The 25,253-nt window shown below is 72.3% G+C and carries 22 protein-coding genes; 4 read left to right on the top strand and 18 right to left on the bottom strand.

Going from position 1 to position 25,253, the window contains the following annotated elements; all coding sequences use genetic code 11:
• Positions 1-73: 73 nt before the first annotated feature.
• The 4 genes from ACQEV8_RS40170 to ACQEV8_RS40185 form a co-directional block, all read right to left on the bottom strand.
• Complete coding sequence (locus ACQEV8_RS40170) at positions 74-1,300, bottom strand: type III PLP-dependent enzyme (RefSeq protein ID WP_432971151.1); 1,227 nt, start codon at positions 1,298-1,300, stop codon at positions 74-76.
• A complete protein-coding gene (locus ACQEV8_RS40175) occupies positions 1,297-3,033 on the bottom strand; it encodes an IucA/IucC family protein (RefSeq protein ID WP_432971154.1) in 1,737 nt (578 codons plus the stop codon). The genes ACQEV8_RS40170 and ACQEV8_RS40175 overlap by 4 nt, the downstream gene beginning before the upstream one ends.
• Positions 3,034-3,144: 111 nt before the next feature.
• Positions 3,145-4,875, bottom strand: a complete 1,731-nt coding sequence (locus ACQEV8_RS40180) for an IucA/IucC family protein (RefSeq protein ID WP_432971157.1) — start codon at positions 4,873-4,875, stop codon at positions 3,145-3,147.
• Positions 4,872-6,044 (bottom strand): ATP-grasp domain-containing protein, encoded by a 1,173-nt coding sequence (locus ACQEV8_RS40185; RefSeq protein WP_432971160.1) that lies wholly within the window; start codon positions 6,042-6,044, stop codon positions 4,872-4,874. Before ACQEV8_RS40185 ends, ACQEV8_RS40180 begins: the two co-directional genes overlap by 4 nt.
• A gap of 103 nt (positions 6,045-6,147) precedes the next feature.
• Between ACQEV8_RS40185 and ACQEV8_RS40190 the strand changes: the two genes are divergently transcribed.
• Positions 6,148-6,987, top strand: a complete 840-nt coding sequence (locus ACQEV8_RS40190) for a (2Fe-2S)-binding protein (protein WP_432971163.1) — start codon at positions 6,148-6,150, stop codon at positions 6,985-6,987.
• A 7-nt stretch (positions 6,988-6,994) separates the two neighbouring features.
• On the opposite strand, the gene ACQEV8_RS40195 is transcribed toward ACQEV8_RS40190, so the two are convergent.
• The 5 genes from ACQEV8_RS40195 to ACQEV8_RS40215 form a co-directional block, all read right to left on the bottom strand.
• Entirely contained in the window at positions 6,995-7,804 is an 810-nt protein-coding gene (locus tag ACQEV8_RS40195; protein WP_432971166.1) for an alpha/beta fold hydrolase, read from the bottom strand.
• Between the two features lie 31 nt (positions 7,805-7,835).
• Positions 7,836-9,218: an FAD-binding oxidoreductase gene (locus ACQEV8_RS40200; protein ID WP_432971169.1), complete on the bottom strand. Its 1,383-nt coding sequence runs from the start codon at positions 9,216-9,218 to the stop codon at positions 7,836-7,838.
• Positions 9,219-9,296: 78 nt separating this feature from the next.
• Positions 9,297-10,178 (bottom strand): metal ABC transporter permease, encoded by an 882-nt coding sequence (locus ACQEV8_RS40205; protein ID WP_432971172.1) that lies wholly within the window; start codon positions 10,176-10,178, stop codon positions 9,297-9,299.
• Entirely contained in the window at positions 10,175-11,023 is an 849-nt protein-coding gene (locus ACQEV8_RS40210; RefSeq protein ID WP_432971175.1) for a metal ABC transporter ATP-binding protein, read from the bottom strand. The genes ACQEV8_RS40205 and ACQEV8_RS40210 overlap by 4 nt, the downstream gene beginning before the upstream one ends.
• Entirely contained in the window at positions 11,020-11,940 is a 921-nt protein-coding gene (locus tag ACQEV8_RS40215) for a metal ABC transporter solute-binding protein, Zn/Mn family (RefSeq protein ID WP_432971178.1), read from the bottom strand. The genes ACQEV8_RS40210 and ACQEV8_RS40215 overlap by 4 nt, the downstream gene beginning before the upstream one ends.
• A 300-nt stretch (positions 11,941-12,240) precedes the next feature.
• On the opposite strand from ACQEV8_RS40215, the gene ACQEV8_RS40220 reads away from it, so the two are divergent.
• Positions 12,241-12,597, top strand: a complete 357-nt coding sequence (locus ACQEV8_RS40220; RefSeq protein ID WP_432971181.1) for a cupin domain-containing protein — start codon at positions 12,241-12,243, stop codon at positions 12,595-12,597.
• Positions 12,598-12,689: 92 nt separating this feature from the next.
• On the top strand, positions 12,690-13,394 hold the full coding sequence (locus ACQEV8_RS40225) for an SDR family oxidoreductase (protein WP_432971184.1): 705 nt from the start codon (positions 12,690-12,692) through the stop codon (positions 13,392-13,394).
• A gap of 12 nt (positions 13,395-13,406) precedes the next feature.
• Here the strand turns inward: ACQEV8_RS40225 and ACQEV8_RS40230 are convergent, their stop codons facing one another.
• Together ACQEV8_RS40230 and ACQEV8_RS40235 are read right to left on the bottom strand one after the other, a co-directional pair.
• The gene (locus tag ACQEV8_RS40230) at positions 13,407-14,771 is read right to left on the bottom strand and encodes a vWA domain-containing protein (protein ID WP_432971187.1); all 1,365 of its coding nucleotides are present in this window, start codon (positions 14,769-14,771) and stop codon (positions 13,407-13,409) included.
• On the bottom strand, positions 14,768-15,625 hold the full coding sequence (locus ACQEV8_RS40235; protein ID WP_432973347.1) for an AAA family ATPase: 858 nt from the start codon (positions 15,623-15,625) through the stop codon (positions 14,768-14,770). The genes ACQEV8_RS40230 and ACQEV8_RS40235 overlap by 4 nt, the downstream gene beginning before the upstream one ends.
• 139 nt (positions 15,626-15,764) lie before the next feature.
• Here ACQEV8_RS40235 and ACQEV8_RS40240 point away from each other — a divergent pair, with 139 nt between their 5' ends.
• Positions 15,765-16,337, top strand: coding sequence for a TetR/AcrR family transcriptional regulator (locus ACQEV8_RS40240; RefSeq protein ID WP_432971190.1), 573 nt, complete (start codon positions 15,765-15,767; stop codon positions 16,335-16,337).
• Between the two features lie 45 nt (positions 16,338-16,382).
• Here ACQEV8_RS40240 and ACQEV8_RS40245 read toward each other — a convergent pair whose 3' ends face one another.
• From ACQEV8_RS40245 to ACQEV8_RS40275, 7 genes are all read right to left on the bottom strand, one after another.
• Positions 16,383-17,690 carry an FtsX-like permease family protein gene (locus ACQEV8_RS40245; RefSeq protein WP_432971193.1) on the bottom strand — a complete coding sequence of 436 codons (1,308 nt, stop codon included), beginning with the start codon at positions 17,688-17,690 and terminating at the stop codon, positions 16,383-16,385.
• A 3-nt stretch (positions 17,691-17,693) separates the two neighbouring features.
• Positions 17,694-18,482 carry an ABC transporter ATP-binding protein gene (locus ACQEV8_RS40250; RefSeq protein WP_432971196.1) on the bottom strand — a complete coding sequence of 263 codons (789 nt, stop codon included), beginning with the start codon at positions 18,480-18,482 and terminating at the stop codon, positions 17,694-17,696.
• 278 nt (positions 18,483-18,760) lie between these two features.
• Positions 18,761-19,408, bottom strand: a complete 648-nt coding sequence (locus ACQEV8_RS40255; protein ID WP_432971199.1) for a LutC/YkgG family protein — start codon at positions 19,406-19,408, stop codon at positions 18,761-18,763.
• Positions 19,405-20,883, bottom strand: a complete 1,479-nt coding sequence (locus ACQEV8_RS40260) for a LutB/LldF family L-lactate oxidation iron-sulfur protein (RefSeq protein ID WP_432971202.1) — start codon at positions 20,881-20,883, stop codon at positions 19,405-19,407. Before ACQEV8_RS40260 ends, ACQEV8_RS40255 begins: the two co-directional genes overlap by 4 nt.
• On the bottom strand, positions 20,880-21,635 hold the full coding sequence (locus ACQEV8_RS40265) for a (Fe-S)-binding protein (RefSeq protein WP_432971205.1): 756 nt from the start codon (positions 21,633-21,635) through the stop codon (positions 20,880-20,882). Before ACQEV8_RS40265 ends, ACQEV8_RS40260 begins: the two co-directional genes overlap by 4 nt.
• Before the next feature lie 70 nt (positions 21,636-21,705).
• Positions 21,706-23,154 carry a rhamnulokinase gene (locus tag ACQEV8_RS40270; RefSeq protein ID WP_432971212.1) on the bottom strand — a complete coding sequence of 483 codons (1,449 nt, stop codon included), beginning with the start codon at positions 23,152-23,154 and terminating at the stop codon, positions 21,706-21,708.
• A complete protein-coding gene (locus ACQEV8_RS40275) occupies positions 23,151-25,190 on the bottom strand; it encodes a bifunctional aldolase/short-chain dehydrogenase (RefSeq protein WP_432971215.1) in 2,040 nt (679 codons plus the stop codon). Before ACQEV8_RS40275 ends, ACQEV8_RS40270 begins: the two co-directional genes overlap by 4 nt.
• Between the last annotated feature and the right edge of the window lie 63 nt (positions 25,191-25,253).

Raw genomic sequence — 25,253 nt, forward strand, 5'->3', positions numbered from 1 at the left:
GCGTCCCGGGCCTCGGTGCCCGCCGGCCAAGTCCGGCGGGCACCGTCCGCCCCGGGGTCCGCCCGCGGGCGGCTCAGGAAGCCCGAGTGCGGTTCACGGCATGGGTGCCGTCGTCCAGGAAGTGAAACCCGGGCCTCGGATGCATCAGGAAGTCGTGATGCGAGATGTTCCAGGCGTAGGCGCCCGCCAGGGCGAACACCACCCGGTCCCCGGCCCTGAGTTCCGGCACCGGTACCCGGCGGGCCAGCACGTCCTTCGGCGTGCACAGCTGCCCCGCGAGCGTGACGGTGCCGCTCTTCGCCGCCGGTCGCGGCCACGGGTGCGGCCAGGTGCCCGCGGGCAGGACGGAGCACGGCTGGTCGTGTCCCTTCGTCGCCGGGGTGCGCAGATGGTGTGTGCCGCCCCGGACGACGGCGAACTCCTCGCCGTGGCTGTGCTTCACGTCCAGCACCTCCGTGGCGTACCAGCCGCAGTACGCGGTGAGCGCCCGCCCCGGCTCGATCCGCAGCGTCAGTCCTGGACGCGCCTCGGTGAGCCGGGCCAGCCCCTCGCCGTACGCGGCCCAGTCGAAGCGTCGCTCCGGGTCGGTGTAGTCGACGCTCATGCCGCCCCCGACGTTCACCTCCGCGACCGGCACGCCGAGCCCCGTGGCCCAGCCGACCACCCTCCCCGCGACTCCCAGCAGCTCGGCCGCTCCCAGCCCACTGGCCAAATGGGTGTGTACGCCGCGCAGTTCGAGCTGTGGGTACGTCCCGTCGGCGAGCGCCCGGATCACGGGCTCCGCCCGGGCGGGGTCCATGCCGAAGGGCGTCGGCCGCCCGCCCATCGTCAGCGAGCCACCGGCGAGCGAGCCGTCGGAGACCGGCAGGTTGACGCGCGGCAGCACCGCGACACGCCGCATGGGCGCGACGCGGCGGGCCAGCTCGGCCAGCACGCGCAGCTCGTGCTCGCTCTCGACGTGGAAGCGCTCGACGCCCAGCTCCAGTGCGGCCGTCACCTCGTCCGGGGTCTTGCCCGGCCCGCCGAAGGCCAGCGGCCGGCCCGGCACCGCTTTGGCGACATGCGCGAGTTCACCGCCCGAGGCGACCTCGAATCCGTCGACGCAGGGCTCCAGCGCGGCCAGGATCTCCGGCTCCGGGTTGGCCTTGGCCGCGTAGTACAGCTCGACCCGCCCGGGCAGCGCGGCCCGGATCCGGGCGGCGTGTGTGCGCAGGGCCGCCAAGTCGTAGAGGTAGGCGGGGAGTTCCGGGGAGGGCAGGGACAGGGCGCGCTCGTGCACCGCGAGGGTGGGGCGGGTCATCGGGAGCTCCTCTTCGCCTCGTGCAGCACCTCTTCGCCCAGCGGCGACGGCAGCCGGACATATCCGGCCTGGCGGTCGGCCTTGCGCTCCCAGCGGGTGAGCAGGTTGGTCTTGGCGGGCAGCGGCACCCCGGCGAGCAGGGCGGCCAGGCGGGGCGGGCAGCCGTGCCGGTCGGCGTAGACACGCAGCGTGTCCCGCACGCGTGCCCAGAGTGCCGCCTCCGTCTCCGGATGCAGGTCGGCGAGGGCCGCGAGCATCTCGGCCACGTGGTTGACCAGCAGGCAGTACACGACCCGGTCCCAGCCGCGCCGCGCGTCGTACGTCATCGGCCCGGCCACCTCGGGAGGCAGCGCGGCCAGCGTCTCCGAGTGCTGTTCGGGCAGCAGCTTGGTGCCCTCCAGGTCCCGGAAGAGGACCTGGGCGGGCCGTCCTGCGCCGTCGACGCAGAGCAGCACGTTCTGCAGATGCGGCTCCAGGACCAGGCCGTGATCGAAGTAGGCGGCGAGGACGGGCGGCAGGAGCAGGTCCAGGTAGGCCGACCACCAGTCGAGCGCCGTGGCCGGGTCCGCCCCGGCGAGGAGACGGGATACCTGGGCGGCACCCGTCGGGTACTCGTCGGCGACGGCGGCCGCGAGCAGGGGAGTGGTGCCGGGGGCGAGCCGCCGGGACAGGCCCTCGCGGACGATGACGCCGAAGCCCTCCAGCAGATCGCGGTCCGGTGTGCCGTCGGGGCCGGGCAGAGCGAGGCTGCGGTAGGCGGGTTCGCGGAGCACGGCACTGCCGGGGAAGCGCCCGGCGAGGTCGGACAGGGCCGGGGCCAGCGCCCGGGTGAGGGCGACCGCCCCGGCCAGCTCGTAACTGCTGTTCTTGCGCAGGCAGTTGGTGATCCGCGCGTTCAGGCTGAACTTCAGGAACGTATCCCCGTCGTACAGCGTGCGCACGGACGCGGTGGCAGCGAAGGGCCGGCCGCCCGGCCCCAGGTCGAGCACGTCACCGCGGTCCAGGGTGGCCCGCAGCAGCGGGTGCTCGCGGAGCGTCTCGTACTGCCAGGGGTGGGCGGGCAGCAGCCGGTAGCCGGCCGGGACGTCCGGGCGCTGGCGGTCCAGAGCGGCGCCGGCCCACGGTTCGGCGCTCTCCTGCGCGATCAGGTGCTCCCGCACGGCGAGGTGCCGCAGCGGGAAGGTGGCGCCCGTCTCGGGTGCGTAGGCGGCCCAGGAACGCGGGTCGCCGGTGCGGGCCTTGGGCGTGGGGTGGAAGCGGTGCCCGAAGAGCAGGGACTGCTCGGAGGCGACGTAGGCGGACAGCGGGTCGCCCGGAGGCTCCGGAACCTCAGGCAGGGCTGTGAGCGCACCCTCGACTGCCGCGTGGCTGGAGGAAACCTGCGCCAGGAACTCCTCGTTGCGCACACCGGTGCGCAACGACAGCTCGTCACGCGTGTACTCGGCCAGCCGCCGCCAGTCCACGTCCGACCGGCCGCCGTCTCGCTCCTCGCGCACCGGGCCGGTGAACCGGTGCGCGCCGAGCAGCGACGTCCGGCGCAGGGCGACGCTCAGCAGCACCCCGCGGCGGGGCAGCCGCAGCAGCAGACGGCCGTCGGCGACGACGGTCTGCCGCTCGGGCCCGGACACCTCGCGCAGCAGACAGTTCAGCAGGGTGTGGGCCACCACGTCGTCGGCGGTGGGCAGGGAGGCCGACGCGGTGGTGCGGCCGGGCGATTCGGTCAGCGAGGGCATGGCAGGCTCCAGCGGTTGCGCGAATGCGGGGGAGGAGGGGGAGAGATGGGGGGGGAGGGGCGGTGCGAGTACGGGCGGCGACGACGGAACCGTCGGTCCGGTCCCGAGCTCTCATGACGTACTCCCGGACGGCAGCAGGTAGTTGGGTCCGGTGGTGTAGTGCTTGTTGATGTCGGCGGCGCCCGAGCGCCCCTTGCTGAGCAGCGTCCCGGCCGTGACCATCGCCTTCACCGGCAGCTCCGGGGCGTCGAGGACCCGGGCGCGCAGCACGTTCCCCGCCTCGCCGCCGAGCCGTTCCACGGCCTCGGTCAGCCGGTCGCGCACCAGCCGCAGCAGCACGGGCAGCGGGGCGTGGCCGTGCCGGGCCAGCCCGAACGCGTAGGCGCCCGCGCACAGATGGACGGTGATGGTGGCGAAGAGGTCGGCCACCGGCCCGTCCTCCGTGCCGAGGATCCGAGGGTCGTCGAATTCCCGTCCGCCGGGGAGCCGGGCGTGCAGCCGCCCCGCGTTGACGCGTGGGCCGTCGTTGTCCTTGAACAGCAACCGGAGGCTGCCCGGCCGGAGAACCAGGGAGATGTTCTGCTGGTGCGACTCCAGCGCGACGCCGTACCCGAACAGCGTGGTCTGCCAGTCGAACAGCAGCGTCAGGCAGGCGTCGAGCAGGGCGAGTGGGTCGCCGTCGTGGAAGCGGTCGGCGAGATGGTCGACGACCAGCCGTCCGTCCGGCGCCTCGGCGAGGAGCGCCGCCATCGGGACGACGACCGAGTCGCCGAGACCGGCCGGGTGGCGGCGGCACAGCACGGCCAGGAGTTCGTGCCCCGCGTGGGCGTACGTCGTCTCGTCGGCGTGCAGGATCGTGTCCCGGAACCGCGGCTCGCGAGCGACCACCTCTCGGATGAGCCGTTGCCCTACCGCCCCGTCGACGAGTGTGCCGGGCTTGACGGACCGCTTGTTGCGCAGCCCCAACGAGGAGGTGGCGAGGGGCAGTTTGAGGTGCAGCGCCGGATCCGCCAGGGTCGCCACCGTCCGCATGGACAGGGTCGGTACGACGTCGAGGAAGGTCCGTTCGGACAGTACCGCCCGCCCGCGCAGGCCGGTGGCACGTAAGGCGGCGTCGAGCGGAGGCCCCACGGTCAGCGGGTGCACCGGCAGGGCGAGGTGCGTGCGCTGCAGCTCGGGCAGACCGAGCCGCGCGGGCGTGGGCCACAGCTCGGGGAGCGTGCCGGTCAGCAGCACCGCGTCCCGGGGCACGGCGAGCCAGCGCAGCGGGAACCGAGGATGGAACTCGGGTGCGTACGACCGTAGTTGATCCTCCTCCAATCCCGCCCGGCCGCGCGCCGTCGGGTACACCGGATGGTCCTGCCGGGCGGCGAGCGTGTCGAACGCCGGACCGCCGCCCAGGCCGGTCCAGCGCGCCGGCTCGGCCCCGTGGCGCTCGGTCAGCCGCCCGGCGACGGCATCGCGGGTATCCGCGTGCAGCCGTAACGTGGCCAGTGTCTGACGGCACTCCTCGGCGAAGGCGTCGAAACCGGCCCGGTCCTCGGGCTCGGCGAGCACGCGCAGCGCGTCCAGCACCTCTTCGTACGCCGTCAGCTCGGCGCCGTCAGACGCGCGCAGGAGCAGCGGCAGACGGGCGGCGAACCGGCACTGGAAGCCGTCCTCGGCGACCGGCAGCAGCAGGGCGTCACGACCGGCGGGAAGCCGCAGCCAGGGTCCGTCCGGCCGGTGGACGAGGGTGCTCCGGGTGCGCAGTCCGACGACGTCCTCGCGCAGCAGAGCGCTCAGCACCCGGGTGAGCAGCTCGGCCGCGCAGGTGTCCGGCGCGGGTGGCAGTACGGTCACGCCCGGATCTCCCAGCGGAGGGTGGCCAGGAAGCCGGCGGCCACGCGGTCCACGGTGTCCTGGTCGGTGCCGGTGGCCCGCAGGACACCGAGGTAGTCGCGGTTGGTGCGGTACAGCTCGTGCCGCTCGCCCACCGCGCGCAGCGGACGGTACGTCAGACACACTCCGTCGACGGTGAGCTCGGTGGCGGCCGGGGCGCCGGTCAGGGTCCCGGCCCGGTCGGCGCACGGATACCGCAGGAGGGCGGCGCGGTCGCGGCGTGCCTCCAGACCGGCCGGGAGCGGTTCGCCCAGGTGGGTGCGGAGGATGTGCTCGAACAGCGGAATGCCGAGGAGCTGTTCCAGCAGCAGGTCGCACTGGTCGCCGATGGCCCGGTAGTTGACCTCGACGATCCGTGCCCGCCCCTCGTGCACCACGAACTCTGTGTGACACGCGCCGAACCCGACGCCGAGCGCGTCCAGTTGGGCGAGCACCTGCGCGACGACCGGCTCGGGGTGGGCCGGGACGAACGTGAGGCGCTCCTCGACGAAGTACGGGAGCGGCGACAGCTCGGTGCGGAAGCCGCCCAGGACGTGCCGGACCCGCCCGTCGCCCAGGGTCTCCAGCGTGCACAGCTCGCCGGGGAGGTACTCCTCGACGACCAGGGTGGTGCCCGGCCGGCGCTCCAGGATCTCCTTGGCGCGGATCGCCAGCTCCTCGGGGCCGTCCACGAGCACGACGTCCTCGCTGGCCACGCCCTCACGTGGCTTGACGACACACGGGTAGGGCGCGTCGAGCGGGGCCGGTGCGGTGAGTTCGGCCGACCAGACGGTGTCCGCTCCGGCGGCGGCCAGCCGGCGGCGCGTCTCCGCCTTGTCCTTGCAGCGCAGGGTGGCCCGCCAGTCCTTGCCGGGCAGGCCGAAGTAGTCAGCGGCCAGGGCCGCCTGGGTCTGGAGGTGGTCGCTGTTGGTGAAGACGGCACCAGGCCTGTCGTGGGCCGAGATCCACGACACGACGGCCCGGAAGTCCCGCACGTCACACTCCAGGACCTCGACGTCCGGGCAGGTTCTGCGGTGGGCGTCCGGCTGGTCGGTGAGGACGGTGACGTCCAGGCCCAGCCGGGAGGCGGCGGGCAGGAAGCCCTCGGTGACGGAGTCGGTCGGATTGAGGGCGAGCAGGTACAGGCGCATGGCGGTCTTCCATCGGTGGGTCGGGAGCACGTCCGACGATCTTGTACCTTAGGTTAGCCTTACCTATCCGATCGCGGGTCGCAACTGCCCGTAGGAGTGATCGATGCGCACTGTCCTGGAGTCACCGCCGACCCTCGCCTCCGTCCTCGGCACCGCCTATCGGCGGCTGACGGGCGTCTGCGAGGCGCTGAGCGTCGAGGTCGCGGACCCCCGGACGGCCTACGGTCAACGGGCGATGACCGCCGCCGAACTGACGTCGGATCAGTCAGCCGTCGACGCCTTCCTGGACGCCGAGGCGACGCGCATCCACACCCGCTTCGCCCACACCCCCCGCCCCCACGTCACCGCCTCGCGCGCCCTGCACGACTACGCCTGGTCCATCGCCCTCCTGATGAGCGGCGTCTGGTACCTGGAGCGCCGCGTGCCGCGCATCCGGCACGGGTCGGTGCGCCTGGATCTCGCGGCCGGGGCGTACACCGTCACGCCCGAACCCCGCGTCGCCTGCCTGCCCGGCGACCCCGTCGCCGCGCTGCCCGGCGCGGTGACCGTCGCGGGCGAGGAGGCTCTGCGGGCCGAACTGCGGGCCGCGGTCGCCGACCACATGCGGCCGCTGCTCACCGCCCTCGGCCCTGCCGTGCGCCGCGGACCGCGCGCCCTGTGGGGCATGGTCGCCGACGACCTCGTCTCCGGGATCTGGTACCTCGGCCGGGCCCTCGGCCGCGAGGAGGACGCCGTACGCGCGGCGACCGCGCTGCTTCCCGAACCCGTCAGCCCCTACCCCTCGGGAGCGGACTTCCGCCTGCTGCCCGGCGCCGACGGCCGCCGTCACACGACCCGCACCCGCGCCGGCTGCTGCCTCTACTACGCCATCCGGCCCGACGAGGCCTGCGGCACCTGCCCCCGCGTCTGCGACACGGAACGGCTGCGCCGGCTCGAGGAGTGACGATAAGTCAGTCCTCTGCCTCCACCTTGCGCCAGAACGCCTCGACCCGTGCGTTGAACACCTCCGGCACCTCCTGGAACGGCTGATGGGCCTCTCCGGGCAGCACCTCGAACTCGGCGTCCGGGATGTTCTCCGCGACCTCACGGCCGAGGCGGGGCGGAGTGGCGAGGTCGAGTTCGCCGGCGAGCACGAGGGTCGGCGCGGTGATGCCGCCGAGGCGGTCGGACGTGTCATGGCGGCTGAACGCCGCGAGCTGGCGCTGGAAGGCCTCGGTGGACTGCGGGTGTTCGAAGGCCAGCGTCTCGTCGATGAGGCGGTCGACCAGACCGTCGGCGTGGGCACGCGGTGTGTAGATCCACAGGTAGAAAGCCTCGAGCATGGCCCGCTCGGTCGGAGCCCGCTCCACCATCCACTCCCAGAAGCGCGTCATGGCGCGGAAGTAGGAGTCCGGGCGGGCCGTCGTGCTCATCAGCACCAGGCTGCGGACGAGGCCGGGATGCCTCAGTGCCAGCTCCTGGGCGATGAAGCTGCCTCCCGAGAAGCCGGTCACGTGGGCGGCCGGTATCTGGAGCGTGCGCAGCAGCGCGGCGGCGTCGTCGGCCATCCGCGGCATGGTGAGCGGCCCCTCGGGCAGCGGCGTACGCCCGGCGCCCCGGTTGTCGAAGGCGGTGAGCCGGTGGCGGTCCGCGAGCCCGTCGAGCTGTGGCTGCCACGCCTCGACGGGATCCCCGAGCCCCGAGATGAGCAGGACGTCGGGTCCCCGGCCCCGTCGCTCGACCCAGAGGTCCACGCCGCCGGCGTCGATCATCTGTCCCATGGCCGCCTCCCGGAGCGGAAAACCGTGGTCGTCACCCTCGCGCGGGCGCGATGTTCTGGTTGGCGTGGAACAAGTTGTCCGGGTCGTAGGCCCGCTTGACCCGGGCGAGCCTGTCGTAGTGGCCGCGGTACGTCGCCCGGACCCGCTCCTGGCCCTCGCCCGCACCCATGAAGTTCACGTACGAGCCGCCCATGGAGTACGGGTGCAGCTCCTCCTGGTAGTCGACGCACCACTGCCTGATGGCTCCCGCGTTGACCGGATCGGGGTCCACACCGGCGAAGACGCCCGACCAGACCGCGTCCCGGTAGCTCCACGCCGTGTCGTCCGGGCCCACCCGGTGGGCCGCGCCGTCGACCGGATAGAGGTGCATCAGCGAGAGCTGGGTGGGGTTGTTCTCGCCGTACTTGAGATGCACGTCCAGGGCGGCGTCCGGGATGTGGTCGAAGAAGTCGCCGCGCCAGTACCACTGGTAGCCGGTCGGGATCAGCTCATCGAACATGCTCTGCAGCGCGACGTACGGCATCGGAGCCGTGAAGTGGAAAACCGGCGGTCCGGCCTCGTGCACCACGGAGAGTGTCTCGTCGAGCCGGTCCGGGTCGCCGGTGTGGCACCACACGATGCCGCACACCTTCTGGTGGTGGAGCTCCTCGGGGAAGGGCGGGCCGGGCGGGACGACGAAGACGTTGAAGAAGCCGTACACGTCCTCGGGCGCCTGCGGCAGGAATTCGCGGTACCACGCCAGCGCCTCGCGGAGGTGATCGACCGGCCAGACGGTCACCCCGACGCCGACCGTGTCCACCGGGTGCAGCCGGTAGGTGAGGGAGGTCACGATGCCGAAGTTGCCGCCGCCTCCGCGCAGGGCCCAGAAAAGGTCGGGGTGCTCGTCCGCGCCGGCGGTGACGTAGCTGCCGTCGGCCAGTACGACGTCGGCGGCGATCAGGTTGTCCGCGGTCAGGCCGTACTTGCGGGTGAGATAGCCGTGTCCGCCGCCGAGGGTCAGGCCCCCGACCCCCGTCATGGAGATGATGCCGGTCGGGGTGGCCAGGCCGAAGGCGTGCGTGGCGTGGTCCAGGTCGCCGAGCTGAGCGCCACCGCCGGCCTGTGCGGTCCTCGCCGCCGGGTCGACACGCACCCCGCGCATCGGCGACAGGTCGATGGTGACGCCGTCGTCCACCAGACACAGGCCCGGGCCGCTGTGCCCGCCGCCGCGCACGGCGAGCTCCAGACCGTGATCGCGGACATAGGAGACCGCGGCCATGACATCAGCGGCGTCCGCGCACCGCACGATGGCGGCGGGGTGTTTGTCGATCATCGCGTTGTAGATCTTGCGGGCCTGGTCGTACTCCGCGTCCTTCGGGCCTATGACCGGTCCTCGCAGCGTGGTCCGCATGTCTTCCAGGGTGGCGCTGTTCATGACCGTCTCCTCCAGCTGCGTGACCGTGCCGACAACACCAGCGTCTCGCCGACGGCGGAGCGCTGCATGTCCGGACCCTCACGCCGCCCGCACCACCGCCCTCCGCGCTCCCCACCGCCGGGTCCGGTATCCGCCGGCCACCCGGCACACCGCGTAGATGCCGAACGAGATCGTCGTGACGTAGGGGCTGATGGGGATGCTGCTGCCCAGCGCGAGCAGGATGCCGCCCTCGATCGAGGCCACGGCGAACAGCACGCTCAGCACGGGCAGCAGCACCGGCGACGCGGTGACGCGGGCGGCGGCAGCGGCCGGGGTGACGACCAGGCTGAGCACCAGCAGCGCGCCGACGACCTGTACCGACAGGGCGACAGCGAGCCCGAGCACCAGCATGAAGGCGAAGGACAGCGCCCGCACCGGCACCCCGCGCGCCTGCGCCACATCCGGGTCGGTGCTGGCGAAGGCGAGCGGTCGCCACATGACCGCCAGGGCGGCCAGCACCAGCACGGACGTGCCGAGCAGCCACGACATCTGCGGCGTGTCCACGGCGACGATCTGCCCGGTGAGCAGTCCGAACTTGTTGGCCGCCCGGCCCTTGTAGAGGGCCAGGAAGAGCACGCCCAGGCCCAGCCCGAACGGCATGATGATGCCGATCACGGAGTTGCGGTCCCGGGCCCGCGTCCCCAGCACCCCGATGGCGCCGGCCGCGAGGAGCGAGCCGGCGATCGAGCCCGCCACGATGTTCGCGCCCAGCAGCAGCGCAGCCGAGGCACCCGCGAAGGACAGTTCGCTGATGCCGTGCACCGCGAACGGCAAGTCCCGCATCAGCACGAACACCCCGGCCAGCCCGCCCACGAGCCCCAGCGCCACGCCCGCGACGAGGGAGTTGCGGACCAGAGCGAGGAGTTCGCCGTAGTCGGTGAAGTCGAAGATCTGGTGCCAGATCCCGGCGGCGAGCGTCATGCGGGCACTCCGTCCGTCTCGTGCGGCTGCTCGGGATGGTGCGCCGGTGCGGCGGGTTCGTCGGGCGCGCCCGCGACCACCACCCGGCCGCGCACCCGTACGACGTCGACCTGCGTGCCGTAGAGCCGGGACAGCGAGTCGGAGGTCAGCACCTCGTCCGGGGTCCCGACGCGGTGGCCGCCGGGGGCCAGGTACAGCACTCGGTCGACCATCCCCAGCACGGGGTTGATCTCGTGTGTCACGAACACCACTGCCGTGCCGTGGGCGTGGCGCCGGGAGTCGATCAGTTCGGTGACGGCCCGCTGGTGGTTCAGATCGAGCGACAGCAGCGGCTCGTCGCACAGCAGGAGCCGCGGGTCGGTGGCCAGGGCCTGCCCGATGCGGACGCGCTGCCGTTCGCCGCCGGACAGCATCCCGAGCGGGACATCGGCGTAGGCCGCCGCCCCGACCGCCTCGAGGATCTCCTCCACCCGGCGACGGACCCCGCCGTTGCGCAGCCGTGGCCCGAAGCGGTGCCCGTCGATGCCGAACCGCACGAGGTCCCGGGCGCGCAGCATGGCCTGCGCGGAGAGCGCGGCCTGCTGCGGGACGTAGCCGATCTCCCGGGAGGCGTCGCGCGCCGGGCGGCCGAGGACGCTCAGCGTCCCGGCGGACAGCGGCCGGCGGCCCAGCAGCGCCCGTACGAAACTGGTCTTGCCCGCGCCGTTCGGCCCCAGCACGGCCAGGAACTCCCCGGCCCGGACGTCGAGATCGAGGCCGCTCCACACCTCGCGGGCACCGTACGACAGGGCCGCGCCGCGCAGACTGATGACAGGAACGCCGTCCTGCCGGGGTATCGGGGTCACTTGGCCAGCGCGCCCGCGAGCGCGTCGACGTTGGCGGTCATCCAGCCGAGGTAGCCCTTGCCCGTCGGCAGGGTCTCGGTCACGGGCACGACGGGGATGCCGGCCGCCTTGGCCGCCGCCTCGGTCTTCTCGGTCTGCGGGCCGGAGGTCTGTTCGTTGTAGACGAGGACCTGGACCTTCCTGCCGCTGAAGAGTGCCAGGTTCTCGCGGAGAACCCTGGGGGAGACGTCGTCGCCCTCCTCGATCGCCTCGCTGAACTCCGCGGGCGTCCTGTCGACCAGGCCGCTCGCCTCGGTCATGTAAAGCGGCACGGGCTCGGTGATGGCCACGCCCGCCCCGCCGTGCTCCTTCTTGATCCGGGCTTCCTTCGCCTCCAGTGGCGCGAGCCCGGCCTTGAAGGCGGCGGCGTGCTTCTCGAAGACGGCCGCGTCGGACGGGTCCGCCTCGGTGAGGGCCGCGGCTATGCGATCGGCGACCTTGGCGACGGTGGGGAAGTCGTACCAGACGTGCTCGTTCAGCTCGCCGCCCTTGGGCGCGGTCTTGCCGGACACCTTCACCGCGTTGATCACCTGGGCGGAGTCGTTGTGGCCGCCCCTCAGCATGCGGTCGACGAAGTCGTCGTAGCCGCCGCCGTTCTCCACGACGACCCGGGCCTTGGAGAGGGCGAGCTGGTTCTGGGGGTCGGCCTCGTACGAGTGCGGGTCCTGGTCGGGGTCGCTGATGATCGAGGTGACGTCGGCTCTGTCGCCGCCGACGCGCCGCGCGATGTCGCCGTAGACGTCCGTGGAGGCGACCACCGAGACGCGGGCCGGTGTGCTCTTGCCGCCGGCGGAGTCCGACGAGCTGCCGCAGCCCGCGAGAAGGGCCAGCGACGCGCTGGTCAGCAGCGCCAGGCGGCGGGGCGTGGACAGGGACATGGCTCCTCCAGGACGGATGTGCACAGGGGTTGCTCGACAGCGCCACGCTAGATGGGAATGAATGTCAAAAGCGCGTTCCGGCCGAAGTCATGTGAAAACCATTGCCAATCATTGAAGCGGGGTACCGGACCGGGATCCTGTGACCGCTGCGCCGGCGACCGTGTCGCCGTCCTGGTTGGCAGCCCCGGAGGGGCGGGCGGACGATGGAGGGAGGAGGCCGGCCGCCGACGTGCGGTGTCCAGGGCCGCCGGGGGGACCGGCCCCCGGCCGCGGTGTGCCGCGGCCGGAAGGGAGCACGTCATGTTGGAAGTGAAGACGCTCGACAAGCCGGACGAGCGGCGTGATTTTCCCCGTGGCCACCTCGAAGCCGTCCATATGGCGGAGCTCGACTTCGCCGTGGCGACCTTCGAACCCGGCTGGCGCTGGTCCGAGTCCGTCGGCCCGATCGCGGGCACCGACAGCTGTCAGATGCACCACAACGCCTACATGCTCCAGGGCCGCATGCGCATTCGTATGGACGACGGCGGTGAGAGCGAAGTAGGCCCCGGCGACGTCTACGTCTGCACGCCCGGCCACGATGCCTGGGTGGTGGGCGACGAGCAGGTCGTGGTCTACGACTTCCAGGGGCAGTCGGCGAGGGAGTTCGCGAAGAAGTAGCACCCTCTTGCCCTCCGGAAACCGATCGGTTTACGCTTCCCTCCGTGGGAAACCGATCGGTTTCCCGTGTGGAGAACATGAGGGAGACCCCTATGACCGCCATCGAAGGTTCCGTCGCGCTGGTCACCGGCGGCAGCCGCGGGATCGGCCGGGCCCTGGTCGAGGCCCTGTACGAGCGAGGTGCGAGGAAGGTGTACGCCACCGCCCGCGACCCCCGCTCGGTCACGCATCCCGACGCCGTGCCGCTCGCGCTGGAGGTCACCGACCCCGCCTCCGTCGCGGCTGCGGCCGAGCAGGCGCAGGACGTCACCCTGCTGATCAACAACGCGGGCGCGTCCGTGAACGCGAACTTCCTCGACTCACCCGTCGAGGACGTCCGCCGGGAGTTCGAAACCAACTTCTACGGGCCGCTCCTGGTGACCCGGGCCCTCGTCCCCGTCATCGAGCGCAACGGCGGCGGCCACATCCTCAACCTCCACTCCGTGCTGTCGTGGATCGGCCTCGCCGGCTCCTACAGCGCATCCAAGGCCGCCTTCTGGTCCCAGACCAACTCGCTGCGCCTCGACCTGAAGCCGAGGGGCATCGAGGTCACCGGCCTGCACGTCGGGTACGTCGACACCGATCTGACCGCCGCCGTCGACGCCCCGAAGTCCACGGCCGAGAGTGTCGCGGCCCAGGCCCTCGACGGGATCGCCTCGGGTGCCTACGAGGTCCTGGCCGACGACATCTCCCGGCAGGTCAAGGCCGGGCTGGCGGCCGACCCCGCCGCCCTCTACCCGCAGCTCGCCGTCGCCTGACCACGCCCTCGGTCACACCGGCAGCAGCCGCGCCACCAGCGCGCTGAGCTGCCGGACATTGCGGCACTCGTGCATCTCGACCAGCTCGGCATAGAGCGGCGCGACGGAATCCCCCGTGCCCCACAGGGAGCGCTGCTCGGGGTTCAGCCAGTAGACACGGCGCGCCCGTTCGGCGATCCGCCGTACGGCGGGCGGATTCGGGTCGCTCCGGTTCGTCCGGGCGTCACCGAGGACGAACACGGTCGTGCGTGGACCGACGGCATCGCCGTAGACCTCGGCGAACTCGCCCAGCGCCGTGCCGTAGTCGCTGCTGTCGTGCCACCCGGTGAGGGTGGCCTCCGCACCGATGCGGGCGCTGAGCCCTTCCGGGTCCGCGGTGCCGTGCCGAAGGAGCGCGGTCACCTCGTCGACCCGGTTGACGAAGGCGAACACCCGCACCTTGCTGAACTGGTCGTGCAGGGCCTGGACCAGCAGCATCGTGAAGTCGGAGAAGCCGGACACCGAGCCCGACACATCGCACAGCAGCACCAGTTCGGGACGGGCGGGTCGGCGCCTGCGCAGCACCGGCTTCATCGGCACCCCGCCCGTCGACAGCGAACCGCGCAGGGTCCGCCGCAGGTCGATCGTGCCCCGGGAGGCGCGGCGGCGCCGGGCCGCGAGCCGGGTCGCGAGCTTGCGGGCGAGCGGCTGAACCGTCCTGCGCAGCTCGGCCAGCCGGGCCTTCCCGGCGAACAGGAAGTCGACCCGGTCGGCGGACGGGGCCACTGCCCGCCGGGCGAGCTCGTCCCGGTCGCGCCGCTCGGCGACCCGGCGCCGCGCCTCCGTGGCCACCAACGCACGGAAGCTCTCGATCCGTCGCTGGATCTCGTCCTCCAGCAGCCGGTCGGCGAACCCCGAACTGCCGCCCTGCCCACGCACGTTGTCCCGGACCCGGGCGAGCAGGGTCTGCGGGCGCAGCCGTTCGAGCGCCTGGTACGACGACCAGCCGTCCGACTCCGGCGAGGAGCCGTAGCCCCCGAAACCGTCTACCGCCTCGACCGCCAGCCGGCCCAGCAGCGCCTGGTCGCCGGCGGCGAGTGCGGCCGCCAGCCGGTCACGCAGGTTCTCCCTGCCTGCGGCCTTCTGCTCCGGGGCGCCCACACCGCGCGGGAAGTACAGGTCGAAGACCGGGTCGAACACCTGCCGTTGCCCGGTGCCGTGCAGCAGCGTCGCCGCCAGCCCTTCGCGCAGCAACTCCCGGTCCGTGAGGCCGAGCGCCTCGATCGCCTGCCCGGCGTCGACGGTCTCGCCGGTGCCGATCCGGATGCCGTGCGCGCGCAGCGCCCCGACCAGGGACGTCAGCCGCTCCGCGACGCCCGCGTCCGCCGGGGTGGTCACAGGGTGTCCAGGTCGAGCTTGGCGCTCGCCTTGAGGACGTCCTCCTGATGCTTGAGGAGCACGCCGAGGCTGGCCCGCACGACCGTCTCGTCCAGGGTGCCGGCGCCCAGTGCGAGCAGCGTGCGCGCCCAGTCGATGGTCTCGGCGACCGACGGCACCTTGCGCAGGTCCATCGCCCGCAGCGCGCCCACCACCCGGACGACCGAACGGGCCAGCGCCTCGTCGAGCCCCGGCACCTTCAGCCGTACGATCCGGCGCTCCAACTCCTCGTCCGGGAAGCCGATGTGGAGGAAGAGGCAGCGGCGGCGCAGCGCCTCGGACAGCTCCCGGCTCGCGTTGGAGGTGAGGACGACGAAGGGGCGGCGCGTCGCCGTGATGGTGCCCAGCTCGGGCACGGTCACCTGGAAGTCGCTGAGCACCTCCAGGAGCAGGCCCTCCACTTCGACGTCCGCCTTGTCGGTCTCGTCGATCAGCAGCACCTTCGGGTCGTCACCCCGGATGGCGGTCAGCAGCGGCCGGGTGAGCAGGAACTCCTCGCTGAAGATGTCCGTGCGCGTCTCGTCCCACGACTCGTCGCGGCCCGCGCTGATACGCAGGAGCTGCTTGGCGTGGTTCCACTCGTACAGGGCCCGGGACTCGTCGACCCCCTCGTAGCACTGCAGGCGCACCAGCCGCGCGTCCGCGACCTGGGCGACGGCCTTGGCCAGCTCGGTCTTGCCGACCCCGGCCGGGCCCTCGACCAGCAGCGGCTTGCCGAGGCGGTCGGCGAGGAAGACGGTCGTGGCGACGGCGGGGGAGGCGAGATACCCGGTCCCGGCCAGACGCGCGGAGACGTCGTCGACGGATGTGAACAACGGGGCCTCCAGGACGGCGACGATGGTCAGAGCACTATCCAAGCGCTTGTTCAGTCAGGATGTCATGGGGGTTCCGGGTGCCGGAAGGTGGTAGACCGATCGGTTTCCCCGCTTCCCGGGGCGAGGTAGCCTCACCTCTATGGCCACCACAGACAAGGCGTCCACCCGGGACCGGCTGCTCGACGCGGCGGCCGAGATCTTCTACCGCGAGGGCGTCTCCGTCGGCGTGGAGGCGCTGTGCCGGAGCGCCGGGGTCTCGAAGCGGTCCATGTACCAGCTCTTCGCGAGCAAGGACGAGGTCCTCGCGGCGAGCCTGGCCCGGCGGCTCCCGGAGTACGAGGCGCGGCTGGTGCCCGGCCCGCACGAGGAGACCGGCCCTCCGCGCGAGCGGATCCTGCACGTCTTCGAACGACTGGAGAAGGCCTCCGCCGAACCCGCCTACCAGGGCTGCCCCTACCTGGCCGCGTTGGTCGAGCTGAAGGATCCCGACCACCCGGCGAGCGCGGTCGCCCGAGGGGCGAAGGAGCGGCTGCTCGGCTTCTTCCGCGCGCGGGCCGAGGAGGGCGGGGCGCGGGACGCGGAGCTGCTCGCCCGGCAGCTGATGCTGGTCTTCGACGGGGCCGGAGCCCGGGCAGGGGCCGGGATCGAGACCCTGGACGGCCTGACCACGGCGACCGTCACCGCGCTGCTGGACGCGTCCGGCATGCGCTGAGGGGACGGCCGCCGCGGCGACCGCCCCTCGCAACCGCACTGTTCGTCACGCCACCGCGACCGCCCCGACCGCCGGAGTGCGCAGCGTCCGCCGCGCCGTCGCCAGGCTCGTGCCCAGCGTCACCACCGCCGCGACCGCGACGACCGCCGCCCCGATGCCGAAGAACTCGCCCGGCACCACCTCGTCGGTGCGCACCACGGTGAAGGGGACGACCCCCGCCAGCGCCGCCAGCGTGCCGAAGACCACCCCCGTGACCATCAGGATGAGCCCTTCGACCCCCACCAGCGCGAGCACCTGCCCCGGAGTGGCCCCCGCGAGGCGCTGCTGCCCGAATTCCCGGACCCGGTAACCGGTCGCCGCGTAAAGCGAGTTGACCAGCATGACGCACACGAAGACGACGATGATCCCGACGACCGTGAAGTTGAGCGTCTCGAGGTTCTTCGCCTCGACCGACTTGACCATGCCCGAAGCCTCGACGGCGTCGCTCTCCACCGCCTGCATGGTCAGCGTCGCCGTGGCGACCGCCGTGAACAGGATCAGCGACATCAGGATCCCGGCGAGCTGCCCGGCCCGCTCGCGCAGATTGCGCACCGCCAGCCAGCCGCTCGCGCCACCGAGCGGCAGCCGGTCCAGCACGACCGCCAGCAGCCGCGGCGCCCGCAGCGCGCACCCCACGGACAGCAGGATCGCCCCGTACGCCGGCGGCGCCATCAGCGCGGCGTCCGTCCCCGAGAACACGAACGTCGAGGTCGCCGACGCGGCACCGGCCACCAGAGCCGCGTAGGCGAGTACCGTCCGAGCCCGGCCCCGCCGCCGGCCCCCGCCCGTCGCACGCCGCACGGCGAGGAACGCGGCCCCCACGGACGCGAGCAGCGTGATCCCGATACCGGACACGGACGCCACCGGACCGAAGGAGTACTCGACGGACCGTGCGACCTGACCGCTGTCCTGGAACACCCCCAGCAGCGCCCGGCCGCCGAGCAGCGCCGGGCCGATCGCCGGCGCCGCGCCCAGCAGGGCCACGGCCAGCGCCTCACCCACGACCATCCGCTTGATCTGCGCCGGAGTCGCCCCCGAGCAGCGCAACAGCTCCATCTCGGCGGCCCGCTGACGCACGTTCACCGTCAGCGTCGAGGCGATCGCGAAGAACACCAGCAGGGTGCCGTAGCCGCCGACCACGCCCGCCGCGGTGGACAGGGTCTCCTTGCTCACCGGGTCCACGCCCGGCTGCCCGGCGGTGTCGTGCATCGAGTTGAACGTCATGACGATCACCGAGCCGAGGAACGCGGACAGCAGGGTCGCGAGGAACCGCCCGGGCCGCTGCCGTATCGACCGCATCGCGAGAACGAACACGGCTCACACCCCCGCCCGCACGTCGTCGCCCAGGTGCGCCAGCCGCTCCGCGACGGCGTCCGCCGTCGGCGCGTCCATCCGGCCCGCGAGCCGGCCGTCCGCGAGGAACAGCACGGTGTCGGCGTACGCGGCGGCGACCGGATCGTGCGTCACCATCACCACCGTCCGCCCGTGCACCCGCACCGCCTCCCGGAGCAGTCGCAGCACGTCCCGCGCGCTGCGTGTGTCCAGCGCGCCCGTCGGCTCGTCCGCGAAGATCACCCGCGGTTCGGTGACGAGCGCCCGGGCGATCGCGACCCGCTGGCGCTGACCGCCCGAGAGCTGATCGGGCCGGTGTCCGAGCCGGTCACCCAATCCCACCGCCGTCAGTACCTCGCGGACCCGCCGCCGGTCCACCTTCCGCCCGGCCAGCTTCAGCGGCAGCACCGTGTTCTGCGCGACGGTCAGCGTCTCCAGCAGGTTGTACTGCTGGAACACGAACCCGATCCGGCCGCGCCGGAACCGCGTCAGTTCGGCCTCGCCGCCGCCCGTCAGCTCCGTGCCGTCGACCTGCACGATCCCGCTGTCGGGCCGGTCGAGTCCCGCCGCGCACTGCAGCAGCGTCGACTTGCCGGAACCGGACGGCCCCATCACCGCCGTGAACGTGCCGCGCCCCAGACCGAGCGTCACACCGTCCAGGGCGGTCACGGCGCTGTCGGCGCTCCCGTACGTCTTGGTGACCTTGACCAGCCGCAGCGCCTCGACGGCGGGTCCCGGTTCCTGGTCCTGTCGTGGGCCCCTGGTGCGCACCATCGTCGTCCCCCTTCGTCCGACACGCCCTGTGTCTCGTCCTCGACGCTACGGAGGAGGCGACGTGACGGCACTGGCCGCAGAACCCGTATCGCGGGGTGTACTCAGCGACACCTCCGGGGGTACCCGATGTGCAGTACATCGCCGGCGACTCGTCGGCTGATCGAGCCGGAGGTTGATCGCGAACGTGGTCGTCCACCTCGACTCCGACCAGGCCTCCGTGACCGCGGGCGGTGCTCTGCGTGACGACGGCGGCTAAGTCGACTCGATCCTGCCCCGAGTCACTCCCCGCCGACGAGGACCACCTCGAGCGTGCGCGGACCGTGCACACCCTCGACCCGGTCCAGCTCGATGTCACTGGTCGCCGACGGCCCGGAGATCCAGGTCAACGGCCGTGCCGGGTCGAGCCGTTCGAGGCCCTGCGGCACCGACGACACGACCTGCCCGGGCACCCGCACGACGCAGATGTGGTGGTCCGGGACGAGGGTGATCCGGCGCCGCCCCTGGTCGGGCGAGCCGTCCAGCACGATCGTGCCGGTCTCCGCGATCGCCACCGCACAGGCCGTCACGACACTGTCCACCCGGTCGAGTTCGTCCGGAGCGCTCTCCGCCCGGTCCGCCACCCGCGTCACCCCGGTCCGCTCCAGCCACGCCGAGTCCAGCCCGGGCGGCACCAGCACCGAAGCCGAACCCCGCTTGTCCAGCAGCCCCGCGATGAGCGCGGACAGTCCCTCGGCGTCCGTGCGGTGCACGAGGGCCCGGTAGTCCGCCAGATTCTCGGCCAGCAGCTCGACGGTCTCCTGGACACTCCGGTTCCCGTGCTCACGCACATAGTCACGCGGAACCGCCTGCTCGTACGGCGTCTCGTCCCGGGGCACGTCCGCCAGCGCGCGCCGCACCCGGCCCAGGATCCGCTCCCTGCTGTTCACTTGGCCCCGTCCTTTCCGCCGCGCGTCCGCAACCACCAGTCCCGGAACGGCTCGGCCGGCACCGGCGGCAGATCCCGGGTCCCGCTCCAGGCCCGGCCGGGCCCCGGCAGCGTACGGGGATGGAATCGACGGGTCCGTGAGGCGGCGCGCTGGCCGGTGCGCAGCGCGCCCGGGTGTGTGAACGCCCAGCGGGCCGCCCGCATCGCCGCCCGCTCGGCGGCATGTCCCTTCGCAGGCCGCAGCACCACCCTGTTCCCCTCCCGGGTGACCTCACCGCCCTCCACGACCCGCTCCCGCAGATGCACCAGCACCTCGGGGATGTCGATGGCGACCGGGCATACCTCGTAGCACGCCCCGCACAGCGAGGACGCGTACGGCAGCGAGGCGTCGATCTCGCTGGCCGTGCCCCGCAGTTGGGGGCTGAGGATCGCGCCGATCGGGCCCGGGTACACCGAGCCGTAGGCGTGGCCGCCGGCCCGCTCGTACACCGGGCAGACGTTCAGGCACGCCGAGCAGCGGATGCAGCGCAGCGCCTGCCGGCCGACCTCGTCGGCGAGGGTGTCGGTGCGGCCGTTGTCCAGCAGCACCAGGTGGAAGGTGCCGGGCCCGTCCTGGCCGGTGGTGCCGGTCCAGGTCGAGGTGTACGGGTTCATGCGCTCGGCCGTGGAGGAGCGGGGGAGGGTCTGCAGGAACACCTCCAGGTCCCGCCAGGTGGGCACGATCTTCTCGATGCCGACGACCGAGATCAGCGTCTCGGGCAGGGTCAGGCACATCCGGCCGTTGCCCTCCGACTCCACGACCACCAGGGTGCCCGTCTCGGCGACCATGAAGTTGGCGCCGGAGATGCCGACCTTGGCGCGCAGGAACTTCTCCCGCAGGTGCAGCCGGGCCGCCTCGGCGAGTTCGGCGGGCGTGTCGGTCAGCCCCTCGGGGGCCGGGCGGCCCCACTCGCTCATCTCGGAGCGGAAGATGTCCCGGATCTCGCCCCGGTTGCGGTGGATGGCCGGGACGAGGATGTGCGAGGGCCGGTCCTTGCCCAACTGCACGATCAGTTCGGCGAGATCGGTCTCGTAGGCGTGGATGCCCTCGGCCTCCAGCGCCTCGTTGAGCCCGATCTCCTGCGTGGCCATCGACTTGACCTTGACGACCTCCGACTCGCCGGTCATCTTCACCAGCTGGGTGACGATCTCGTTGGCCTCGTCCGCGTCGGCGGCCCAGTGGACGATGCCGCCCGCAGCCGTGACCGACTCCTCCAACTGTTCCAGATAGCGGTCGAGATGGCGCAGCGTGTGGTCCTTGATCCGCTTGCCCGCCTCACGCAGCTCGGCCCAGTCGGACACTTCGGTCACGGCCTTCGCCCGTTTGGCGCGGATGGTCTGCGTGGCATGCCGCAGATTGCCGCGCAGGGTCTCGTTGCCCACGGCCTCCCGCGCTGCCTCCGGAAACGCCGGCATGCCGAGATACGTCCCGCTCATACGACCGGTTCCTCCTCCGTGCTCGCCAGGATCTCCGCGATGTGCACCGGCCGCATGCCGGTCCGCAGCCGGGTCATCGTCCCGCCGATGTGCATCAGACAGGAGTTGTCGGCCGCGCACAGCACCTCGGCGCCCGTCGACTCGGCGTTGCGTACCTTGTCGGTGCCCATCGCCGCCGAGACGTCGGAGTTCTTCAGCGCGAAGGTGCCGCCGAACCCACAGCACTCGTCGGCCCCCGGCAGCTCGGCCAGCTCCAGCCCCCGCACGGCCTGGAGCAGCCGCCGGGGCCGGTCGCCGAGGCCGAGTCCGCGCAGCCCGTGACAGGTCGGGTGGTACGTGACCTTGTGCGGGTAGTACGCCCCGACGTCCGTCACGCCCAGCACGTCCACCAGAAACTCCGTGAGCTCGTACGTCTTCGGCACCACCGGCGCCAGCGTGGCCGCGAGGGTGTCCCCACGCCCCTCGGCCCGGGCCCGCTCGCCCATCCGCGGATACAACTCGCGCACCATCGACCCGCACGACCCGGACGGCGTCACGATCGCCTCGTACTCACCGAAGACATCGGAGAAATGCCGGGCGAGCGGCTCGGCCTCGTGCCGGTATCCGGTGTTGTAGTGCGCCTGTCCGCAGCAGGTCTGCGCCATCGGGAAGTCGACGTCGACGCCCAGTCTGGTCAGCAGTTTCACCACGGCGCGCCCGGTGTCCGGATACAGCGTGTCGTTGACGCAGGTCAGGAACAGGGCGACACGCATCGCGGCTCCTTGTGGTCGATCATCGGATGAGTGAAGCGTAGTGCGGGGACAAGACCCGGGGGAGACCCCGTCAGTCCCCGGCGAGCCGGTCCTGCGCGGCGCGCCACCGCTCGGTCCCGCCGCGCGGCTCGTACCGCGTGAGCGGTTGCGTACGGACGAGCAGCCGCCGCATCCCCGCCAGGTCACCGAACAGACCGTGCGCCCGCGCCTGCACCAGCACGTTCCCCAGAGCGGCGGCCTCCGTCGGCCCGGCGACCACCGGAAGCCCGCAGGCATCGGCGGTGAGCTGGCACAGCAGCGCGTTGCGCGTGCCCCCTCCCACCACATGCACCACGTCGACCGGATGCCCGGCGAGCCGCTGCGCGTCCTGCACGGCCTTGCGGTGCGCGAGGGCGAGGGAGTCGAGGATGCAGCGCGTCACCTCGGCCGGCGACTCGGGCACGGGCTGCCCAGAGGCCCGGCACGCCTCGGCGATCCGCTCGGGCATCCGCCCCGGCGCGAGGAACGCCGCGTCACCTGCGTCGACGACCGACCGCAGGGCAGACGCCTTGGAGGCCTCCAGAAGCAGCGCGCCCAGATCCGGCTCGCCCCAGGCCCGCACGCACTCCTGGAGCAGCCACAGCCCCATGATGTTGCGCAGATAGCGAACCGTGCCGTCCAGCCCCAGCTCGTTGGTGAAGTTGGCCGCCCGGCTCTCCTCGGTCAGCACCGGCGCGTCCAGCTCCAGACCGGCCAGCGACCAGGTGCCGGTGCAGATGTACGCGAACCGTTCGCCCGAGGCCGGTACGGCGGCGACCGCCGACGCGGTGTCGTGCGACCCGACGGCCGTCACCGGCACGGGACCGGTCAGCCCCGTCTCCTCCAGCACCTCCGGCCGCAGCACCCCCGCCGGATCCCCGGGCCGCCGCAGCGGCGCGAACAGCCCGAGATCGATGCCCAGCCGCTCCGCCACCCCGTACGCCCAGTCCCGGGTGCGCGGATCGATCAGCTGGGTCGTCGAGGCGTTGGTCAGCTCCGTGCCCTGCTCACCGGTCAGCCAGTACGTCAGCAGATCCGGCATCAGCAACAGCCGCCGGGCCCGGTCGACCTGGGCCGTGGAACGGGCGGCGGTCAGCTGGTACAGGGTGTTGAAGGGCGCGTACTGAAGACCCGTCGCCGCGTACAGCTCCCCGGCGGGCACGGTCGCCCACACCTTCTCCGCGACGCCCTCGGTACGGCTGTCGCGGTAGTGCACAGGGTTGCCGAGCAGCGCCCCGTCGGCGTCCAGCAGGCCGTAGTCCACGGCCCAGCTGTCGATGCCGACGGAGTCGACCCGCCCGGCCGCCCGCAGCCCGTCCAGCACCCCCGCGTAGAGCCCGAGCACGTCCCAGCGCAGCCCCTCGGGCACCCGCACCGGCCGGTTCGGGAAGCGGTGGGCCTCGCTCAGCTCCAGCGAGTCCGGGCCGACACGGCCGACCATGACGCGCCCGCTGGACGCGCCGAGGTCGACCGCGGCGTACGACTTCACACCCGCGCTCATCGCAGGAAGGCGGCCGCGACGCCGGCGTCGACCGGGATGTGCAGCCCGGTGGTGTGGGTCAGGTCCCCGCCGGTCAGGGCGAACACCGCGTTGGCGACATGCTCGGGAAGCACCTCGCGCTTGAGGATGGTCCGCTGCGCGTAGAACTCACCCAGCTTCTCCTCCTCGACCCCGTACACAGCGGCCCGCTTGGCACCCCACCCGCCGGCGAAGATCCCGGAGCCGCGCACGACACCGTCCGGGTTGATCCCGTTGACCCGGATGCCGTGCTCGCCGAGCTCGGCGGCGAGCAGCCGCACCTGGTGGGCCTGGTCGGCCTTGGTGGCCGAGTAGGCGATGTTGTTGGGCCCTGCGAACACGGCGTTCTTCGAGGCGATGTAGACGATGTCGCCCCCGAGCCCCTGCGCGATCATCACCCGCGCCGCTTCCCGCGACACCAGGAAGGACCCGCGTGCCATGATGTCGTGCTGCAGGTCCCAGTCCTTGGCGGAGGTCTCCAGCAGCGGCTTGGAGATCGAGATACCCGCGTTGTTGACGACGAGATCGACTCCGCCGAAGGCCAGCACGGCCGCCCGGAACGCCTCGGCGATCTGCTCCTCGGAGGTGACGTCGACCGTCACGGCGACGGCCTTGTCGGCCCCGCCCAGCTCCTCGGCGACGGACTGGGCGTTCTCGCCGTTGAGGTCCGCGACGACCACACACGCCCCCTCGGCCACGAGCCGGTGCGCGATGGCCTTCCCGATCCCGCTGCCGGCACCGGTGACGAGCGCGACCCGCGTGGCCAGTGCCTTGGGCTTCGGCATCCGCTGAAGCTTGGCCTCCTCCAGCGCCCAGTACTCGATACGGAACTTCTCCGACTCCTCGATCGGCGCGTACGTGGAGACAGCCTCCGCCCCGCGCATCACATTGATGGCGTTGACGTAGAACTCCCCGGCCACCCGGGCGGTCTGCTTGTCCTTGCCGAAGCTGAACATGCCCACGCCCGGGACCAGCACGATCGCGGGGTCGGCGCCGCGCATCGCGGGGGAGTCGGGCAGGGCGTGCCGTCGGTAGTAGCCGGCGTACTCCTCGCGGTACTCGGCGTGCAGTTCCTTGAGCCGGTCGACGGCCTCGTCGAGAGTCGAGGAGGGAGGCAGATCGAGGACGAGCGGCCGGACCTTGGTCCGCAGGAAGTGGTCCGGGCAGGAGGTGCCCAGCGCGGCCAGCCGCGGATGCTCGGCGCCGGCAAGGAAGTCGAGGACGACCTCGGAGTCGTCGAAGTGCCCGACCTGAGGCCGGTCCTGGGAGGCGAGGGCGCGGACGTAGGGCGCGAGGGCGGCGGCCCGCTCCCGGCGCTCTCCGGCACTCAGCGCGGCATACCCCTCGATCACCGGCCCGAAGGGCTCGGCCTTCCCCCGCTCGGCGAGGAACGCCTCGGCCGTCCGGATGATGTGCAGCGAGTTCCGCTCGCACTCCTCGGAAGTGTCACCCCAGGCGGTGATTCCGTGCCCGCCGAGCACGCACCCGATGGCCTGCGGATTGGCCTCCTTCACAGCGGCGATGTCCAGCCCCAGCTGGAACCCGGGCCGCCGCCAGGGCACCCACACCACACTGTCCCCGAAACACTCGGCGGTCAGCTTCTCCCCGTCGGCGGCACAGGCGAGCGCGATACCGGAATCCGGGTGCAGATGATCGACATGCGCGGCCTCCACGAGCCCGTGCATGGCGGTGTCGATGGAGGGGGCCGCCCCACCCTTCCCGTGCAGGCAGTAGTCGAACGCGGCGACCATCTCGTCCTCGCGCTCCACCCCCGGGTACACATCGACGAGCGCCCGCATCCGGTCCAGCCGCAGTACGGCGAGCCCGGCCTCGGTCAGCGTCCCGAGGTCACCGCCGGAGCCCTTGACCCACATCAGCTCGACGTCCCCGCCGGTGACGGGGTCGGTCTCGGTGCCCTTGGCGGAGGCATTGCCTCCCGCGTAGTTGGTGTTGCGGGGATCGGATCCGAGCCGATGCGACCGGGCGAGCAGAGCGGCGGCTTCCGGATGAACAGCCATGACAGTTCCTTTTCAGATGAGGATGGGGTGAGGCGCCCTCTTGGGGGCGCGGGGCTGTGTTGA

The sequence above is a fragment of the Streptomyces sp. CA-179760 genome (assembly GCF_050937045.1).
In the GTDB taxonomy this organism is placed as follows: Bacteria; Actinomycetota; Actinomycetes; order Streptomycetales; family Streptomycetaceae; genus Streptomyces.